20 protein-coding genes are annotated in these 18,273 nt (G+C 29.4%); 11 read left to right on the top strand and 9 right to left on the bottom strand.

Features of this window, described 5'->3' with window-relative positions:
- Positions 1–18: 18 nt before the first annotated feature.
- The 3 genes from L8T90_RS00210 to L8T90_RS00200 are packed head-to-tail and all read left to right on the top strand — an operon-like array spanning position 19 to position 3,158.
- Entirely contained in the window at positions 19–1,350 is a 1,332-nt protein-coding gene (locus tag L8T90_RS00210) for a MotA/TolQ/ExbB proton channel family protein (protein ID WP_039626332.1), read from the top strand.
- A complete protein-coding gene (locus L8T90_RS00205; protein WP_263672026.1) occupies positions 1,337–2,287 on the top strand; it encodes an OmpA family protein in 951 nt (316 codons plus the stop codon). The genes L8T90_RS00210 and L8T90_RS00205 overlap by 14 nt, the downstream gene beginning before the upstream one ends.
- Positions 2,274–3,158: a 1-aminocyclopropane-1-carboxylate deaminase/D-cysteine desulfhydrase gene (locus L8T90_RS00200; RefSeq protein WP_263736385.1), complete on the top strand. Its 885-nt coding sequence runs from the start codon at positions 2,274–2,276 to the stop codon at positions 3,156–3,158. Before L8T90_RS00205 ends, L8T90_RS00200 begins: the two co-directional genes overlap by 14 nt.
- Here the strand turns inward: L8T90_RS00200 and L8T90_RS00195 are convergent.
- The gene (locus L8T90_RS00195) at positions 3,129–4,493 is read right to left on the bottom strand and encodes a sodium-dependent transporter (protein ID WP_263736384.1); all 1,365 of its coding nucleotides are present in this window, start codon (positions 4,491–4,493) and stop codon (positions 3,129–3,131) included. The two genes, L8T90_RS00200 and L8T90_RS00195, sit on opposite strands and share 30 nt — an antisense overlap.
- Before the next feature lie 102 nt (positions 4,494–4,595).
- On the opposite strand from L8T90_RS00195, the gene L8T90_RS00190 reads away from it, so the two are divergent.
- Positions 4,596–5,771 carry an NAD(P)/FAD-dependent oxidoreductase gene (locus L8T90_RS00190; protein ID WP_263736383.1) on the top strand — a complete coding sequence of 392 codons (1,176 nt, stop codon included), beginning with the start codon at positions 4,596–4,598 and terminating at the stop codon, positions 5,769–5,771.
- Here L8T90_RS00190 and L8T90_RS00185 read toward each other — a convergent pair.
- Together L8T90_RS00185 and dsbD are read right to left on the bottom strand one after the other, a co-directional pair.
- Positions 5,764–6,417, bottom strand: a complete 654-nt coding sequence (locus tag L8T90_RS00185) for an MOSC domain-containing protein (RefSeq protein WP_263736382.1) — start codon at positions 6,415–6,417, stop codon at positions 5,764–5,766. The two genes, L8T90_RS00190 and L8T90_RS00185, sit on opposite strands and share 8 nt — an antisense overlap.
- Positions 6,417–8,108 (bottom strand): protein-disulfide reductase DsbD, encoded by a 1,692-nt coding sequence (dsbD, locus tag L8T90_RS00180; protein WP_263736381.1) that lies wholly within the window; start codon positions 8,106–8,108, stop codon positions 6,417–6,419. The genes L8T90_RS00185 and dsbD overlap by 1 nt, the downstream gene beginning before the upstream one ends.
- A gap of 248 nt (positions 8,109–8,356) precedes the next feature.
- On the opposite strand from dsbD, the gene L8T90_RS00175 reads away from it, so the two are divergent.
- Entirely contained in the window at positions 8,357–9,073 is a 717-nt protein-coding gene (locus L8T90_RS00175) for an amino acid ABC transporter permease (RefSeq protein ID WP_318529930.1), read from the top strand.
- On the opposite strand, the gene L8T90_RS00170 is transcribed toward L8T90_RS00175, so the two are convergent.
- From L8T90_RS00170 to L8T90_RS00150, 5 genes are read right to left on the bottom strand one after another with little or no spacing between them, the layout of a single operon-like run.
- Positions 9,070–9,834 (bottom strand): transporter substrate-binding domain-containing protein, encoded by a 765-nt coding sequence (locus tag L8T90_RS00170; protein ID WP_263736379.1) that lies wholly within the window; start codon positions 9,832–9,834, stop codon positions 9,070–9,072. The two genes, L8T90_RS00175 and L8T90_RS00170, sit on opposite strands and share 4 nt — an antisense overlap.
- Positions 9,831–10,556, bottom strand: a complete 726-nt coding sequence (kdsB, locus tag L8T90_RS00165) for a 3-deoxy-manno-octulosonate cytidylyltransferase (RefSeq protein ID WP_263736378.1) — start codon at positions 10,554–10,556, stop codon at positions 9,831–9,833. Before kdsB ends, L8T90_RS00170 begins: the two co-directional genes overlap by 4 nt.
- Positions 10,553–11,962 carry a threonine synthase gene (gene thrC / locus L8T90_RS00160; protein ID WP_263736377.1) on the bottom strand — a complete coding sequence of 470 codons (1,410 nt, stop codon included), beginning with the start codon at positions 11,960–11,962 and terminating at the stop codon, positions 10,553–10,555. The genes kdsB and thrC overlap by 4 nt, the downstream gene beginning before the upstream one ends.
- The gene (locus L8T90_RS00155) at positions 11,937–12,875 is read right to left on the bottom strand and encodes a tetraacyldisaccharide 4'-kinase (protein ID WP_263736376.1); all 939 of its coding nucleotides are present in this window, start codon (positions 12,873–12,875) and stop codon (positions 11,937–11,939) included. The genes thrC and L8T90_RS00155 overlap by 26 nt, the downstream gene beginning before the upstream one ends.
- Positions 12,862–13,602: an NAD+ synthase gene (locus L8T90_RS00150; RefSeq protein ID WP_263736375.1), complete on the bottom strand. Its 741-nt coding sequence runs from the start codon at positions 13,600–13,602 to the stop codon at positions 12,862–12,864. The genes L8T90_RS00155 and L8T90_RS00150 overlap by 14 nt, the downstream gene beginning before the upstream one ends.
- A 61-nt stretch (positions 13,603–13,663) precedes the next feature.
- On the opposite strand from L8T90_RS00150, the gene L8T90_RS00145 reads away from it, so the two are divergent.
- Genes L8T90_RS00145 through L8T90_RS00120 form a run of 6 tightly spaced genes read left to right on the top strand, consistent with a single transcriptional unit; the run spans position 13,664 to position 17,908 of the window.
- On the top strand, positions 13,664–14,263 hold the full coding sequence (locus L8T90_RS00145) for an MBL fold metallo-hydrolase (RefSeq protein WP_263663228.1): 600 nt from the start codon (positions 13,664–13,666) through the stop codon (positions 14,261–14,263).
- Positions 14,263–14,544 carry a hypothetical protein gene (locus L8T90_RS00140; protein WP_263682180.1) on the top strand — a complete coding sequence of 94 codons (282 nt, stop codon included), beginning with the start codon at positions 14,263–14,265 and terminating at the stop codon, positions 14,542–14,544. The genes L8T90_RS00145 and L8T90_RS00140 overlap by 1 nt, the downstream gene beginning before the upstream one ends.
- Before the next feature lie 56 nt (positions 14,545–14,600).
- Positions 14,601–15,578: an agmatine deiminase family protein gene (locus L8T90_RS00135; protein ID WP_263736374.1), complete on the top strand. Its 978-nt coding sequence runs from the start codon at positions 14,601–14,603 to the stop codon at positions 15,576–15,578.
- Positions 15,575–16,489: a cation diffusion facilitator family transporter gene (locus tag L8T90_RS00130; RefSeq protein WP_263702029.1), complete on the top strand. Its 915-nt coding sequence runs from the start codon at positions 15,575–15,577 to the stop codon at positions 16,487–16,489. Before L8T90_RS00135 ends, L8T90_RS00130 begins: the two co-directional genes overlap by 4 nt.
- Positions 16,458–17,330 carry an N-carbamoylputrescine amidohydrolase gene (locus tag L8T90_RS00125; protein WP_263736373.1) on the top strand — a complete coding sequence of 291 codons (873 nt, stop codon included), beginning with the start codon at positions 16,458–16,460 and terminating at the stop codon, positions 17,328–17,330. The genes L8T90_RS00130 and L8T90_RS00125 overlap by 32 nt, the downstream gene beginning before the upstream one ends.
- Positions 17,331–17,341: 11 nt before the next feature.
- A complete protein-coding gene (locus L8T90_RS00120; protein WP_263678634.1) occupies positions 17,342–17,908 on the top strand; it encodes a DJ-1 family glyoxalase III in 567 nt (188 codons plus the stop codon).
- Positions 17,909–17,931: 23 nt separating this feature from the next.
- Here the strand turns inward: L8T90_RS00120 and L8T90_RS00115 are convergent, their stop codons facing one another.
- Positions 17,932–18,171, bottom strand: a complete 240-nt coding sequence (locus tag L8T90_RS00115; protein WP_257906301.1) for a SelT/SelW/SelH family (seleno)protein — start codon at positions 18,169–18,171, stop codon at positions 17,932–17,934.
- Between the last annotated feature and the right edge of the window lie 102 nt (positions 18,172–18,273).

Raw genomic sequence — 18,273 nt, 5'->3', positions numbered from 1 at the left:
TTAACAAAGGTTTATAAAATGGAAGTTAAAACAACTGATGATTTTTCTGATCTTGTATTGCCTGAGGGAAAAGGCAGTACAGGAATTGTTGCTTATTTAAAGATTATTTTTATCCCTGCTATATTGTATATTTTAGTACTTTTAGGATATTTTGGAAAGATTGATTTTAAAGTAGAATTACATAGTGTTGTAATGATAGGGATTATCTTTTTGGTAGCTTTGATCTTTGCTAGACATAGTGCTGATTATGCTTCAAGTATTTTTGAGCAACAAAAAGATGAATTTAAGCTTATATTAAAACGCTATATTATGAAGCATTTTTTAGTTATAGGTAAAGAAACAAAGTCAAACGCTAGTTTTGATGATTTTGCTTATGCTTATGTGAAAGATTTGAGAAATGAAAATTTTGCTTCTGTAGGTGCAGCTATTTTTCCTATGCTCGGTATTTTGGGGACTTTTATAAGTATAGCCATGTCTATGCCAAATTTTAATTCAAGTGACACAGCAGGTTTAGAACAAGAAATTTCAGTTTTATTAAATGGAGTAGGAACAGCCTTTTATGTATCAATTTATGGAATTTTCTTAGCACTTTGGTGGATATTTTTTGAAAAATACGGCAGTAGTAAATTTCAAAAACTTCTTAATCGTCAAAAAAATGCAACAAGCGATTTTTTCTGGTCTAAAGAAGAAATTGATAGAAAATATCTTCAAGAAAGTTTGCAACATTTTGAAAAAATAGGCACGATTTTTGAGCATGTGAGCAATGAGGAATTTTTTAAAGAATTAGATAATACAATAGATAGAAAATTCAAAGTTTTTCAAGAGCTTGTAAATGCTGAGGAAAAAGCTGTAAGATTAAGCAGTGAGCATGTAAAACAAACTATGAGTGATTTGTCTAAAACCCAAAGAGAGCAAAAAGATATAGTTAAAACTTACAGCGAGATTGCAAATGCGGTAAATATGCTAAATTCAAACATAAAAGATTTAACTTTAAGAATTTCAGAGCAATACAACAGACTTTTGGATGTGAGTTCTGATAAGATTGTGCATTTAGATAAAAGCGTGAGTGCTTTAGATGAAAAGGTGAATAATTTTTCAAATAATATTGAAAAATATCAAAATCTTATGCTTGATAATCAAACTAAACTTTTCGAGGGCTTTAGGGCAAGTATTATAGAAGGTATGCACACTTTTAAAGAAGCTTATGAAGATGAAAAAAATATTGATGAAAAAATTTCACTAATGCAAGAATTTAAAGAAGAAAGCAAAGAATTAGATGAGCAAACCACACAAGTTATTGCAAAGCTTGAAAATCAAAAAGAAGATGAAAAAATAGATGATAAAAAATAATTCTAACAATGAAGAAAATAATTTTTGGATAGCTTATGCAGATTTAATGGCGGGCTTGCTTTTTATATTTATTTTGCTTATTGGAGCTATAGTTGTTAAGTATGTTTTAACTCAAAGTGATTTGCAAATCATAAAAGAAAATCTACAAAAACAAGAAGAGCGCTTAAGAGAGAATAAAGAAGAATTAAACCAAAAAGAAGATATTTTAAAAAATCTTAGTCAAAAATTAAATAATACTTCAAGCACGCTTGATGATGTTAATAAGCAAAAACAGGCTTTAGAGGCTAATATTACTAAACTTAATCAAGATTTAAATTCAAGTTTAGATGAAAAAGATCAACAAATTTTTGCTTTGCTTGAGAGATTAAACAAAAAAGATGAAGAAATCAAAGAATTAGAGCGTAATTTTGATGAGGCAAAAAGTAAAATCAAAGAACTAGGTTTAATCAAAGAAAATACCATTAAAAATCTTCAAGCAAAATTTGATACTAACATTACCTTAGATTCTAATACAGGGGCGATAGTTTTACCTTCTGAAGTGCTTTTTGATACAAATTCTTTTACGCTAAAAGCACATGCAAAAGAGAATTTGAAAGCGATTTTAACGCAGTATTTTGACAATATTTTAAAAGATGAAAATATCTTAAATAGCATAGAAAATATAGTCATAGAAGGTCATACAGATAGTGCAGGTTCTTATATATATAATCTTGATTTATCACAAAAAAGAGCTTATGCTGTGATGAGTTTTATACACTCATTTTACAAAGATCCAAGATTGCAAAAACTTTTAATGGCAAGTGGTAGGTCTTATTCTGATGTGATTATGAAAGATGGTAAAGAAGATAAAGAAGCAAGCCGTAGAATAGAGATTAAGTTTAATATCAATACAAATAATGCTTTAGAAAAGGTTGAAAAATACCTTGATAGCAAGTAGAATTGATATTTTAAAATACAAAAATTTTGAATTTTTACTCAAAAGAGATGATTTATTAGGTTACATCAATGGAAATAAGGCTAGAAAACTAGCCTTATTTGAAAAAAACAAACATTTATTTAAAAAAGGACAAAGGTTTATTTCTTTTGGTTCTTCTCAAAGTAATGCTTTAGTTGCTTTAGCTAAGTTTTGTTACGAAAATGATTTTTCACTTATTTTTGTTTGTGAAAAAATTAGTTCTTTTTTAAAAGAAAATCCCCATGGAAATTTAGAATTTGCATTAAAATACAATGTTGAGTTGATAGAAAATACAAACTATCCTACAAGAAGATTACAAGCTTTAGCCTTAAAAAAAGATGATGATATTTTTATAGAAGAGGGTGTGGCTATAAAAGAAGCTGAATTTGGATACCAACAACTAGCCTTAGAGCTTAGTGAACAGTTGAATGAAAATGTAAGTATTTTTTTACCCTCAGGTACAGGAACTTCTGCGGCTTTTTTGGCTAAACATAGTAAATTTAAAGTTTTTACATGTGCTTGCGTAGGCGATAGTGCGTATTTAAAAGAGCAAATTTTAAGCTTAGAGCCAAATTATGATTTTGATAATTTAACCATACTAAATCCACCTAAAAAATATCATTTTGCTAAGCCTTATTTGGAATTTTATGATCTTTATCAAGATCTAAAAAAAGAATGTAGAGTGGAGTTTGATTTGCTTTATGATATGGTGGGTTTTAAAACTTTATTAGCTCATAAAGAGCAATTTGGTGGAAAAATCTTATATATCCATCAAGGAGGCCTTGAAGGAAATATAAGCATGTTAAAGCGTTATGAGTATAAATTAAAAAATTCCAAAATAAAAAATCACTAAGATAATCAAAGGTATGATAAACTTAACATAGTAATACCATAGTTTAAAAATACTTCCTTTTAGAGTATTTTGATTAGAAAGTTCATAAATAGCATCTTTTTTAAGTACCCAACCTACATAAATACAACAAAAAAATGCGGTTAAAACAAAGAATATATTTCCACTAATAAAATCAAAGCTATCAAAAATATTTTTTCCTTTGATGATGGTAATATCTCTTAAAGGACCATAAGTAAGTATGCATGGTAAATTTCCCAAGACAAAAATACTTCCAAGTGTTAGATTAATAGCAGTATTTTTAGCTAGTTTAAATTTTTCTTCCAAAACACTGATGATTACTTGATAAATTGGCAAGCTTGTAGTAAGTGCAGCGATGATTAAAAGTAAAAAGAAAAACACACAAATTATACTTCCAAAAGGTATATGTGAAAATGCAACAGGTAAGGTTTTAAAAACCAAAGATGGCCCACTATCAGGGGTTAAACCTACACTAAATAAAGCAGGAAAAATCATAAAACCAGCAAGTACTGCTATGAGGGTATTTAAAATTCCTGTATAAACAGAAGTTTTGATTAAATTCTCATTTTTCTTAAGGTGAGATGATAAGGTTATCATTACACCAAAACCCAAAGATAGGGCAAAAAATACTTGCCCTAAAACATCTATAAACAATTTAGGAGTGATTTTGGAAAGATCAGGAGTAAGGTAAAATTTCACACCCTCACTTGCTCCTTCAAGAGTTAAATTACGTGCAACAACAACCAAAAGGCAGATAAATAAAAATGGCATAAGGTATTTTACTGACTTTTCTATGCCATCAATCACACCTTTTTTTAAGATAATCCAGTTAATTATCACAAATATAGTAGTAAAAATTCCTATTAATAAAGGATTATTTTCTATGGTAGAGCTATAAAATTCGCTTGTATATTGAGCGTTAATGGGACTTGAAAGGTTAAAATCGCCTATGATGATTTTAAAAATATAAGCTAAAACCCATCCACCTATTACCATATAATAAGCCATGATTCCAAAACTACCTAAAAGTCCCATGTAGCCAATACCTTGCCAAGAATTGGATATTTTAACCCCATCGCTTGTTTTTCCGCCAAAAGCATCGACTGAATTTAGCATTCTACGTCTTCCTATAACATTTTCAACCAAAATCACAGGAATTCCTATAAAAATCATAGCTATACAAAAGGCTAAAACATAAGCACCGCCTCCATTTTCACCTACTAAGTATGGAAAACGCCAAGTGGCTCCAAAACCAATAGTCGCTCCTGCTACTGTAAGGATATAAGTTAGCGTATTGCTCCAAGTTTGTCTTTGCATGCTTTTTCCTTGCTAAATTTAAATAAAAAATATTTTAAGATAAAAAATAATACCATTATGCCAAATTTTTATTTATTTTTTTATCAAATTAAAGGAAAATCCATGCAAAAAAAGAAAATTTTGTTTTTAGGTGCAGGATATGCTACTTTATCGGCTATAAAAGCCTTACCTGATGAGTTTTTTGAAAAAGCACAAGTGAGTTTGATTAATAACAATTCTTATCATTATCATACTATTTTACTACACAAAGTAGCTTCCAATGAAGATATTTATAGTTCAAAATATGATCTTTTACCTTTATTAAATCCAAAAATCAACTTTATCCAAGATGAAGTTTTAAAAATTTCTAAAGACAAAGTTTTTACTAAAAATAATGAATTTGACTTTGATATTTTAGTATGTGGGCTTGGTTTTGCTAAAGAAACTTTTGGCATTAAAGGTATGCAAGAATATGCTTTGAGTATAGACAATTATGAAAATGCTTTAAAAATTAATGAAATAATATATGAGAAAATAAAAAATTATAAAACCACCCAAAATGAAGATGATTTAAAAATTACAGTTTGTGGTGGGGGCTTAAGTGGGGTTGAATTTATAGCTTCTTTAGCTAAAGAGCTTAAATTCTTTTGCCAAAAAGAGCAAATTGCTTATGAGAAATTAGAGCTTTCTATTATCGAAGCTATGGATCAAATTTTACCTATGTTTGATAAAAGTTTGGCTTTAAAAGCAAAGCAAAGACTAGAAGCGCTTGGTGTAAAAGTATATGAAAAATCTAAAATCATAGAATGTGAAAAAAATGGTATAAGACTTGATGGGGGAGAATTTGTTAAAGCTAATACTATCATTTGGACTGCAGGGGTTAGGGGTAATAGCGTTATAGAAAATAGCTCTGATTTTCCAAGTGCAAGATCGCGTATAGAAGTAGATGCTTTCATGCATCCTTTAAATGTTGAAAATCCATCAAAATACTTTTTTATAGGTGATAATAGTTTATTTAAAAATCCTAAAACCAACACTCCTTATCCTCCAACAGCCCAGCTTGCATTAAGAGAAGGAGCTTATGTAGCCAAAGCTTTAATGGCTATGATTGGTGAGAAAGAATTTAAGCAAGAATTTTCTTTTATAAGTGGAAATACCGTTTGTTCAATCGGAAATGATTATGCAGTTGGCACAGTTTTGCATAAGCCAATTAGTGGTCTTTTGGCAATAAAACTTAAAATTTTTATAGAAAAACTATGGCAGTATCAGCTTATAGGGATAAAAGGATTTTTTAAATAAACATATAAGAATCATCATAAGTGTGATTTAATCTAGCCTGAATACTCTCTTTCCATCCTTTTGCTAGGGTGGAAATTTTTTCTAATTTTTCTAAAGAATTTGAATTTTTAAAAGGATTAAAAAATAATTGATTTAACTCCATAATGCTTAAATTAGTTTCATCTTTTTGTAAGATTTTGATTTTGTCATTTTTGTTTATTATGCCTTCTTTTAAGACTCTATAATACCATCCAGTTCTTCCACTTTTGAAAATTTCTTGAGTGAAATTTAAGTGATTGTGTATGCTAGAAATTTTAAAACAAGGCTTGCGCGGTTGACTTATTTGCAAAATACAAGTACCTATCTCATGTATATCTCCACAACAAACATTATATTCGTTTAAACCATCAATACTTAAATTCTCTCCCATTTCTCCAAAATTTAAGTATTTATTTAAATAATTATTCCATAAAGTATAGTTTTGCACACTATTTGCAAAAACAACTTTTTCTAAATTTCCATGATGAATTTTATCAGCTATTTCATTATCAAGAATATAATCTGTATAAATTTGCAAAGAATTTAAATAAATATCCTTGATAAATGCTGAGTGAAATTTATTATAGTTTTTGATTTTGCCAATTTGCAAAGATTTAATAGAACTCATCAAGGAACTTTACTTAAAAAATCATTTGCATCTACATAGCCTATAATGCGTCCTTTTTCCTCACCTTTGTTAAAAAATATCATCACAGGAGGCCCAAAAACTCCAAATTCTTTCATAAGAGCTAAATCTTCTTGGCTATTGTGTGTTACATCTGCCTTTAAAAGCGTGTAATTAGCAAGCAAATTTTGTACTTTTGTATCTGTAAAAGTATATTCTTCCAAAAGTTTGCAGTTTTCACACCAAGCGGCTGTAAATTCAAGCATAACCGGTTTGGTAGAATTTTGTAATTCTTGCTTAAGTTCTTTTAAGTTTTTAATGGTTTTAAAACTTAAACTAGAGCTATTTTCTTTTGAAGTAAGGTTAAACTCAAGAGGTTTTAGTAAGCTTTTTGAACCCATTGAGCTGCCTAAAATTAGACTTAAACTATAAGCTAAAATTAAAATCATACTTGCTTTTTTAAATTTATCAAAATTAGTTTTTGCTTCATCAAATAGCCCCATAAAGCTAGCAAAAAATACCCCTATAATCCCATAAAGCATTAAAATGATATTTGCATTAAGTATTCTTTCTAGCATCCAAACTGCCATGATGAGCATGATAAAACCAAAGAAAATCTTTATCTTAAGCATCCAAGCTCCGCTTTTTAAAAAACTTCCTCCAAATCCTATTAAAAGTAAAGGCATGCCCATACCAAAACTCATCACAAATAAAGAAAGTCCTCCTAAAAATACATCACCACTATTAGTAATGTAAAGCAAAGCCCCTGCTAAAGGTGCAGCCACGCAAGGTCCTACAATAAGAGCTGATAAAAAGCCCATGATAGCTATACCAAAAACTCCATTTTTGCCTTCTATTTTTTTATTAATAAAATTTTGAAATTTAAGCGGCAATTGTAATTCATAAAGGCCAAACATAGAAAGTGAGAGCAATACAAAAATGCCAGCAAAAGTAATGATAATCCAAGGTTGTTGCAATAAACCTTGTACATTAGCTCCTGCAAGACCTACTAAAGCACCTGCTATAGCATAAGCTAAAGACATAAAAAAAACATAGATAAAAGATAAATAAAAGCTATATTTTTTAGATGGTTTATCTTTGAGCTTCATTGCGATTAATGAAGAAAGAATAGGTATCATTGGTAAAATACAAGGAGTAAGTGCTAATAACAAGCCATAACCAAAAAAAGTTAAAAGCGTGATAAATATATTTTGTGTGCTTAAATCATTAGCAATTTGCTCATCTTCATTTTGCTTTTTAAATTGATCTTTAGCGGATTTTATAGTATAAAATCCATTTTGTTTATTAAGTTCATAATTTACATATACAGGACGATAGCATAAACCTTCTTCTGAGCAACCCTGATAAGCTAAGGAAAGTTTTGCTTTGTTATTTTTAACAAAATCATCTAATAATAATTGAGGTATAAAAAGTTCAAGTTGACTAAAGATTACCTCTTTGTTTTCTCTAGTTTGAGTTTGTGGGAAATTTAATAAAGAAGTAATGTCATTTGAATCTAATTCTACTTTGATTTGATCTTTGTAAAGATAAATTCTGTCTGCAAGATTGATTTTTAAAAAAATTCCTTGATTGTTACTATGGGTATTGAGTTTAAAAGCTTCATTGAGTGATAATACTCCATTATTAGCAAAAGCTAAATTTAAAAAAATAAAAAATACCGCTAAAAAACGCATTTTTCTCCTTGAAACTATAAGTTAAATTTGTTTTATTTTACTTATTTGTGGTAAATTTAAGTTAATAATTATCCTAAATTAAGGAGTTTGTTATAAACTAAAATTCCAATTTTTAACAATCTTAATATTTAGTGAAATTTAGCTGCTATTTGCTATATTTGAAATCATAATAAAGGAAATTTTTGAATAGTATTTTTTTAGTACACAATAAATTTAACGAGCATAAAAAAATTACTTTAAAAGTATATATGGTTAATGCTTTTTTGTTGGTTTTTTTATTGTTTTTATTTTTTTATTTATCTTTTTTAAGCGCTAGTTATAATTTTGATTTTGGGGCAATTTATGAATATAAAGACAAAATGATACAGGGTTTTTTTACGAGTTTTTTTATTAGTGTTTTGTCTTTGATTGTAGGTGTGATTTTTGCTTTGATTTTATGCTATATGAGTCTTTGTAAAATCGTGCTTTTTAATATGTTTGCAAGAGTTTTTATAGAGCTCATTAGAGGCACACCTTTACTAGTGCAAATTTTATTGATTTATTATATTTTTGCGGATAATTTAGGGCTTGATAATCGTTATGTTTGCGGAGTTTTGATTTTAGCTTTATTTGCTAGTGCTTATATTTGTGAGATATTTAGAGCAGGGATTTTAAGTGTTGATAAAATGCAATATGAAAGTGCTAAAGCTTTGGGTTTGAGTGAGTTTGAAATTTATAAAAGCGTTATTTTTCCCCAAGCTTTAAAAAATATCTTAGCACCACTAAGCGGACAGCTTAGTAGTTTAATTAAAGATAGTTCTCTTTTAAGTGTTATAGCTATTTCAGAACTAACTCAAAATGCTCAGGAAATCAATGCTTTTACTTTTTCAACTTTAGAAATTTATATTCCTTTAGCGCTTTGTTATTTGGTTTTAACTTTACCTATTTCTATGTTTTCAAGAAAGCTTGAAAAGAGTTTTTCTTAAAAGAAAAACTCAAGCTTTTGTTCTTTGAAAATTTCTTGCATATCTTTGAGGTATTTTTGACTTAGCTTATCAAAAAGACCATTTTTTTTAGATTTTAAAATAAACTCATTGAGTTCTTCTTTTAATTTGGTATTATTTTTATTTAAAGCTATGGCCCATTGCTCAGGTGTTTTTTCAAAAGGAGTAAAAATAGCTTTTGTTTGTTCAGGATGTTTTTTCCATGCTTTATAAATGCTCATTTGATCATAAATAAAAGCATCAGCTTTTGCTTGAATGACTTCTAAAATAGCCGCATTTTCTTTATCAAATACTAAGATTTTTGCATTTTTAAGATTTTTTTGAGCATATAAATGTGCACTTGAACCTCTTTTTAAAGCAAGTATTTTCCCTTTTTGATTTAAATCTTCTATGGAATTAATATTTGATTTTTTAGCGCTTAATATCGCTAAATTTGCCTTAGCATAAGGCAAGGTAAAATCTATTACCTTTTTTCTTTGTTCACTTATACTCATAGAAGACATGATGAGATCTATTTTTTGAGTTCTTAAAGCAGGTATAAGTCCATCCCAAGCTATGTTTTGGATTTTTAAATCATAGTTTTTTTCTTTGGCAAAGGCTTGTAAAAACTCTACACTAATACCACTTGGATTACCTTTGGTATCACTCATTTCAAAAGGAGGGTAAGCTAACTCCATGCCTACGATTAATTCTTTTGCATGAAGTGTAAAAAACAAGCTTAGTAAAAAAAGTATTTTTTTCATTTTTTAACTCCAAATTTAACCAAAGCTTTCTCATAATCTTCTTTTGTATCTATACCTATGCTTTGACTTTGTATTTTTAACATTTTGATTTTTTTGCCATTTTCTAAGGCTCTTAATTGTTCTAATTTTTCACATTCTTCCAAAGCTGAGTTTTTCAAAGTGCAAAATTCTTGTAAATTTTTAACTCTATATGCATAAATTCCAAGATGGGCTTTAAAATTTTGTTTATAATTTGCCCTTTCATAAGGAATTTTAGATCTTGAAAAATATAAAGCATAATCATTACTATCAGTAACTACTTTAACCAAATTTGGATCATCACAAGCTTTCGCATCTACTTCTTTGTAGCAACTACTCATAAAACAAAGCTCATCTTCAAAAGCTTTTTGGCTAAATTCCTTAAAATTTTTAATATTTTGTGTTTCTATAAAAGGCTCATCAGCTTGGACATTGATGATTAGCTCATTTTCATTTAGTTTTAAAATTTGACAAGCTTCGTTGATTCTATCAGTGCCACTTTCGTGATTTTTACTTGTTAAAACTGCTTTTATATTGTGTTTTTGTGCTATTTTTAAAACCTCTTCATCATCAAGCGCCACACACACTTCATCAACTTCTTGCATTTTTTTAGCTGTATAAATAAACATAGGTAAATTATCAATCTCGCATAAAATTTTATTTTCAAAACGACTTGATTTTAATCTTGCGGGTATGATTATCATTGTTTTATCCATTCTATAATAGTTTGTTTTAGATTTTTGAGTTTGCAAACTTGATTTTGCTTTTGTGTGCTTGTAAATAAGCTTGCGATATTTGGATGAATTTCTTGTTTAAATTCTTTTGCAAGTTCTTGCATGCAAGCTTGTTCATCTTGGCATTCTTTATTATAAATTGCTTGATACATACTTGGGGTAAATTTACTCCATTGTGCTGTGGAAGTAATAAGCGTAGTGGTGTTAGAATCAAGCATTTTAAAGCAAGTGCAAGTGTGAGGGTCTAAAAGTTCTAAGTGGCTGTATTGTTTGATATATTGCATACACTCATCATCATTGCAAAAATCAGCTTCAAAGTCTTCTTGTAAAAGCTCTAGCTCTTTTTGGCTAAGCTCATAATATTTTTCATTCTTTAAAGCTTGCATAAGTTTTTTGGTGCGCTCATCTTTAAATTTATCAAAAAGCAATCTTTCTATATTTGATGATATGAGTATATCCATAGCAGGAGAAATAGTCTTTTGTAAGCTTTTATTTCTTAAATCATATTTGCCTGTATTAAAAAACTCACTTAAAATATTATTTGAATTGGAAGCAATTTTAATTTTGCCTATATTTGCTCCCATTTTTTTAGCATAATAAGCTCCCAAAGCATCGCCAAAATTTCCACTTGGAATGATGATATCTATTGTTTTATCGATTTTTAAACTAGCATAGTAATGATAGATGATTTGAAAAAGTATTCTTCCAAAATTAACTGAATTTGCAGCACTTAGACTTAACTTTTCTTCTTTTAAAGTATTTTTAAAATCCTCATCATTTAAAAGCGCTTTTAGAGCATTTTGCGCATCATCAAAATTACCTTCAATGGCTATGGATTTTAAATTGCTTGCATTTGAATGTGTCATTTGTAAAGCTTGAGTTTTACTTGTGCCTTCATTTGGGTAAATACAAACTACTTTTATACCTTTTTTATTTTCAAAGCTTTTTAATGTTGCAGGCCCTGTGTCACCACTTGTAGCGCACATGATTAAAAAATCATTATCTTTTTTTAAGTGTTCTAAAAGCACGCCAAAAGGTTGCAAAGCCATATCTTTAAAAGCTCTTGTTGGCCCATGGAATAATTCATTAATATAAAGCTTATCATTAATTTTTTTCAAATTAATAGGGCAGGTTTTATCATCAAAACTCTCATAAGTTTTCAAAGCTTTTTCAAAAACTTCAAGCTCTAAATCAAAATCAAAAGCTGTGATGATTTTTAAGGCTAATTCTTTATAGTTTAAATTTTTTAAAGCTTCATTATCAAGCTTTGGTAGATTAAGTGGAGCGTATAAAGCATTATTAGGTGCACTAGGGCTAAGTAAGGCTTTTGAAAAGCTTATTTGGTGGTTTTTATCTTGGGTTGAGTGTAGTAACATTTTCTTCCTTTTTGTTAAATTTATAAATATAATCTTGCAAAACTTGCTTAAAGCTATCTTTTAAAACAATATCAAGATGGATAAGTTCAGTTTTAAAGCCAAAATCTTTTACTTTCACATAGTCTTTAAAGGTTAGCATTAAAGTGTCGCAATTGTGTTTTTTTAAAAGTTTTTCTAATTCTTCTTTTTTGAAAGTATAATGATCAGCAAAAAAATAACAAGCCCTAGCTTTGATAAAATGCTCATATAATCTAAAAGGCTTTGCAATAGAGCTTATTAAAATGGCTTTTTGATTTTCTTTTACATGAGAATAACGCACAAAATCTTCGTTTTCTTTAGCTATAAAATCAGCCCTTTTAGCAAAAGATTTTGGCAAACGATAAGCCCCACTAGGTAGGGTAAAATCAAAAAATGGCTCATCTTTACTTTGTAATAAAATATTAAGTTTTTTAATGTGAAATTTAGAAAAAGCATCGTCTAAAAGTATGATTTTTGCTCCAAGCTCGATAGCTTTTTGTATGCCTTTAACCCTATCTTCGCTTACTATCACTCCACTAATGTACTTTGTAAGTGCATACTCCATAGCTTCATCGCCACTTTCTTTAATATTACATAAAATTTCATCTTTATGCTTAACGATGATTAAGCCTTTACTTTGTCTTTTATAGCCTCTTAAGATGATAAAACAATTTTCAAACTCAGCTGCTATGGCTTTACAAATGGGAGTTTTTCCATTGCCTCCTAGGGTTAGATTGCCTATGCTTATAATGGGTAAATTAAAATCAAGTTCTTTTTTAAATTTAGTATTTAAAATCGCTATAATCATATATAAAAAGCTAAAAGGCAAAAGCAAAAAGGCTAGAGTTTTTTGCAAAAAATTAGGTTTAAAAAAATAGCGATCAAGCCAAGTCATATGTATTCTTTAATGTTGTTGGAGGTTTTCTTTTAAAGGCATTATTTTGCACACGCTCTAAGACTAAATTTTTTAAATTCTCATCAAAATTTTCCAAACTTTGATTGTTTTCTAAAGCTTTTAAAACTTCATCTAAAACTTCATATTTATAGCCAAGATCTTTTTCATCGCTTTGATTTGGCCAAAGATCAGCGCTAGGAGCTTTTTGTATGAAATTTTCATGCACACCCATAAATTTAGCAAGCTCAAAAACTTCACTTTTATAAAGCGTAGCCAAAGGGTTAAAAGCACAAGCTAAATCCCCATAAATAGTCCCATAACCAAGCATAAGTTCGCTTTTATTAGAAGTACCTACTACTAATGCATTATGCAAGGCTGAATAATCATAAAGCAAGCTCATACGCACTCTTGCAGCTAAATTTCCAAAGCGTAAAGGGTTTAAGTCTTGACAAATTTTTTCATAAGCACAAAGTACTTCATCAATATAAATAATCTTATGATGAATTTGCAAATCTTTACAAAGCATTAACGCATCATCTAAATTTTCTTTTTTAGAATATTTTGTAGGCATTAAAAGCACAAAAAGTTTTTCACCCACTGCTTTTTTACAAAGATGAGCTACTAAAGCTGAATCTATCCCACCACTTAAACCTAAGATGAGATTTTTATCCCCTGCTTGTTCTTTTATAAAATTGATCAATAATTCTTGTAATTTTGTATAATTCATAAAAAATCTTTAAATATTAATTTTTTAAAATTATATTTGATTTAGTTAAAAGGAAGTTTATATGCGTATTTTAAAACAACCATGCGGAATGTATGAAACAAATTGTTATATTATAGATCATAATAACAAGCAAATCATCATCGATCCAGGTGAAAATGCTTATGAGTTTATCAAAGAAAACGCAAGCAAACCTTTAGCTATTTTAAATACCCATGGTCATTATGATCATGTTTATGATAATGCTAAAGTTAAAAAGGTTTATGAAATTCCACTTTTTATCCATAAAGATGATGCTTTTATGCTAAAAGATCCTTTTAATTATGGTTTTGAGCATTCAAATGCTGATGTGTTAATAGAAAATGAAAATGAATTTAGTATAGATGAGTTTAAGTTTAAATTTCATCATTTTCCAGGACATACTCCAGGGTGTTGTATGATAGAACTTGTGGGTGAAGATGTGCTTTTTAGTGGAGATTTTTTATTTTACCGTAGTATTGGTAGATGGGACTTTCCTTACTCAGATGCAGCTAAGATGAAAGAGAGTTTGCTTAAAGTTTTAGCTTATGAAAAAGATTTTAGATTACTTCCAGGGCATGGAGAAGAAAGCACTTTAAAAGAAGAACAAAAAGCAATTCCTGCTTGGTTAAGGTATTTTCACTAATGGATAAGGTTTTATATTTTTTAAGTTTTTTGCTGATTTTAAGTGCGGTTTTGAGTTTTTTTAAACCTAAAGAAACAAAAAAGAAATTTTTTCACAAATGCCCATGTTTTAGAGCGGTGGAAAATGGTTTAATGAGTAGAATTTGCATTTATGCAGGAAGTTTTGGTTTTATGTATTCTGTGCTTTATATTGGTTTTGGAGTGTATGATAAAAAGCTTTTTGTGATTTTGTTTTTATCTTTTGCGATATGGTATTTTGCTTGGGTTTTAAAAAAAGAGTAAAAAACTATCATTAAAAATGTTAAAATACTTTTTTAATTATCAAAAAGGGTATCAAAATGAGAAAAAGCATAGCAGAATGGCAAAAACAAGAGCTACTTTTACTTTCCTTGCCTCATGAAAATAGCGATTGGAAGCCTTATTTAGAAGAGATTTTACAAAGCTATGAAGAATTTGTTAAAGCTGTGGCAAATTTTCAAAAAGTTTTACTTATAGCGCCAAGTGAAAAAGACTTTCAAAGATTTAAGCATATAAAAAACGTTGATTTTTTTAAGTGTGATACTAATGATACTTGGATTAGAGATTTTGGTGCAATTGATGTGCTTGAAGATGATAAAACTATAGGGCTTGATTTTATTTTTAATGCTTGGGGCGATAAATTTCAAAGCACTTTAGATAATGCGGTAAATTCAAAACTTTTTGCGCAAAAATTATCTGGAAAATTAGAAAAAATTGATTTTATTTTAGAAGGTGGGAGTATTGATTTTAATGGGCAAGGAGTAATGCTTACAACGAGTGCTTGTTTGTTAAATGAAAATAGAAATTCACATTTAAATAAAGAGCAAATTGAAGCCAAGTTAAAAGAAATTTTTGGCTTAAATCAAATTATATGGTTAAATCATGGTTATATAAAAGGTGATGATACTGATCATCATATAGATACTCTAGCAAGATTTATCAATGAAAAAACCATTGCTTATTGTGTGTGTAAAGATGAAAATGATGAGCATTACGCACCTTTAAAGGCTATGGAAGATGAGCTGAAAAAAACAGGGTTTGATTTATTAGAGCTTCCTTTACCTAAGCCTTTATATTTTGAAGGTAAAAGGCTTGGTGCTACTTATGCAAATTTTGTTTTTGTTAATGGTGGCTTGATAGTGCCAACTTATAATGATGAAAACGATGCTTTGGTATTAGAAAATTTACAAAAAGCATGCAAAGATAGAAAAGTGGTAGGGGTTGATGCAAGAGTGTTTTTAAGACAAAATGGTTCTTTGCATTGTTCTTGTCAAAACCGCTATGAAGGTCAAAGATGAATTTGCAAAAAAGCGCAACCATCATCGCAAGTGTATGTGCTATTTTTTTAGCTATTGTTAAATTTATAGTAGGTTTAGCTTCAGGTTCTGTTGCGGTGCTTTCTAGTGCGATTGATTCTTTACTTGATTGTGTGATTTCGGGTTTAAATTTTTTAGCTTTGAAAAAAAGCTCTCAAGGTTCTAGTAAAGAATATAATTTTGGCCTTAGTAAAATTGAAGCATTAATGGGGCTTTTTGAAGGTCTTGTGATTAGCGGGATTGGGGTTTATATTTTTTATGAGAGTGTTTTGAAAATTCACAATCAAGAAAGTGTAGAAAAACTTGATCTTGGAATTTTTGTCATGGCTTTTGCTATGGCTGTGACTTTGTGTTTGGTGGTTTTTTTAAATTATGTTGCTAAAAAAACAAAAAGCTTGATTATAAAAGCTGATAGCTTACACTATAAAATAGACTTTTTAACTAATGCTCTAACGCTTTTAGCACTTGTGATTATAGCTTTTACAAATTATCATTTTATTGATGGATTATTTGGTATAGCTATAAGTTTATATACGATTTTTTCAGCTTTTAAAATCATAAAAGAAAGTTCTAAAATTTTATTAGATGTGGCAATTGATAAAGAACAAGTTGAAGTGATTAAGCAAATTATAAGTGCAAATAAAGAGGTCAAAAGCTTTCATCATTTAAAAACTAGAAAAAGCCCTGATATACTTTATGTTAGTGTGCATTTAGTTTTTGAACCTACAATATCACTTTTAAAAGCTCATAAAATCGGTGATGAGATTGAAGATAGTATAAGGGAGCATTTTAAAGATGATTTTTGGAATATCCATATACACTTAGACCCTTATGATGATTCAGAAGAAGAAAGGAGTAAAAATGAAATTAGCACTCATACAGCAAGAATTTAAACAAAATAAAGAAAAAACTATAGAAAAAACATGCGAACTTATCAAACAAGCAGCAAAAGAAAAGGCTGAACTTGTATGCTTGCAAGAGCTTCATCAAACGCAGTATTTTTGTCAAAGTGAAAATACAGACTTTTTTGATTTAGCCAATGACTATGAAGAAGATGTTAAATTTTGGTCTAATGTAGCTAGGGAAAATAAAGTTGTTTTGGTAACTTCTTTATTTGAAAAAAGAAGCGCAGGGCTTTATCATAATACTAGCGTGGTATTTGAAAAAGATGGCTCCATAGCAGGTAAATACCGTAAAATGCACATACCTGATGATCCTTGTTTTTATGAAAAATTTTATTTTACTCCAGGTGATTTGGGTTTTGAACCTATACAAACAAGCGTTGGAAAACTTGGAGTTTTAATATGCTGGGATCAATGGTATCCTGAAGCTGCTAGGTTAATGGCTTTAAAAGGAGCACAAATTTTGATTTATCCTACTGCTATTGGTTGGTTCGATAAAGATGCAAAAGAAGAAAAACAAAGACAACTTGAAGCTTGGATAGGTGTACAAAGAGGCCATGCTATAGCTAATGGCTTACCTGTAGTAGCTATTAATAGAGTGGGTTTTGAAAAAGATGAAAGTGGTGTGGAAGATGGCATAAGATTTTGGGGGAATTCTTTTGTCTTTGGGGCTCAAGGTGAAGAGCTTTTTAGAGCCGATGATAAACAAGAGCTTTGTAAAATCATTGAAATTGATATGCAAAGATGTGAAAATGTACGCAGATGGTGGCCATTTTTACGCGATAGACGCATAGAGTATTTTCATGAATTAAATAAAAGATTTATTGACTAAAAGGAGGAAAAATGAAAAAAGTTTTAGTGCCTTTGGCAAAAGGTTTTGAAGAGGCTGAGTTTATAGGTATAGCTGATGTTTTAAAAAGAGCAGGAGAAGCTAGTGGAAATTTAGAAGTAATTATTGCTTCGCTTGATGATGAGCTTTTAGTGCAAGGAGCTAATGGAATTTGCATAAGGGCTGATGTGAGTTTATCTAGTGTTGATCAAGAAAATTTAGATGCAATTGCTTTAGCAGGTGGATTTGAAGGTATGATGAATTTAAAAAATAATCAAGCTATCATAAAAATCATACAAGATTTACATGCTAAGAAAAAAATCGTAGCAGCTATTTGTGCTTCACCTATGGTGTTAGCTAAAGCAGGGGTGATAAATGGGGAGTTTTCTTGCTATCCTGGTTGTGAAGTAGGTATTGAAGGTGTAAGAGTAAATAAAGCAGTTGTGGTAAATGAAAATGTCATCACAGCAGCTGGGCCTGCTACGGCTATTTTGTTTGGTTTAGAGCTTGCTAAACATTTATGCTCAGAAGAAATTTATCAAAAACTTTATGAAGGTATGCTTGTTCCTTTAACAAAATAAACCCTCGCTAATGAGGGTTTAGCTTATATTTGTTTCATAAGCTTAGTGATTTCACCCTCATGAGGAAATCTATCTACTTCGCAGTTAAACAAGTCTTTTTTAGAGTAAATGATTTTGCCATCTACTTCTACTATAAAATGACCACCACCTTTTTCTATGGTAGAAATTTGCGCATCTTTGAATTCGTTTTGTATTTCTTCTGCAACCCTTGCAGCTTGTGGTTTGTAATTTCAAAGATTACAATAATAAATTTTTACTTCCATTTTTTACTCCTTTTTTGAAAGTAAGCTATTATACATTTTTTATGCTTGTAAGTTTTAAATTTAAGGTTTTTTTTTATAATAATAAAAAAATACAAGGGAAAA

The organism is Campylobacter sp. RKI_CA19_01121, assembly GCF_025771295.1.
Taxonomy (GTDB): domain Bacteria; phylum Campylobacterota; class Campylobacteria; order Campylobacterales; family Campylobacteraceae; genus Campylobacter_D.
The sequence above is the reverse complement of the archived record's forward strand: the minus strand, read 5'-3'. Positions and strand labels throughout refer to the sequence as shown.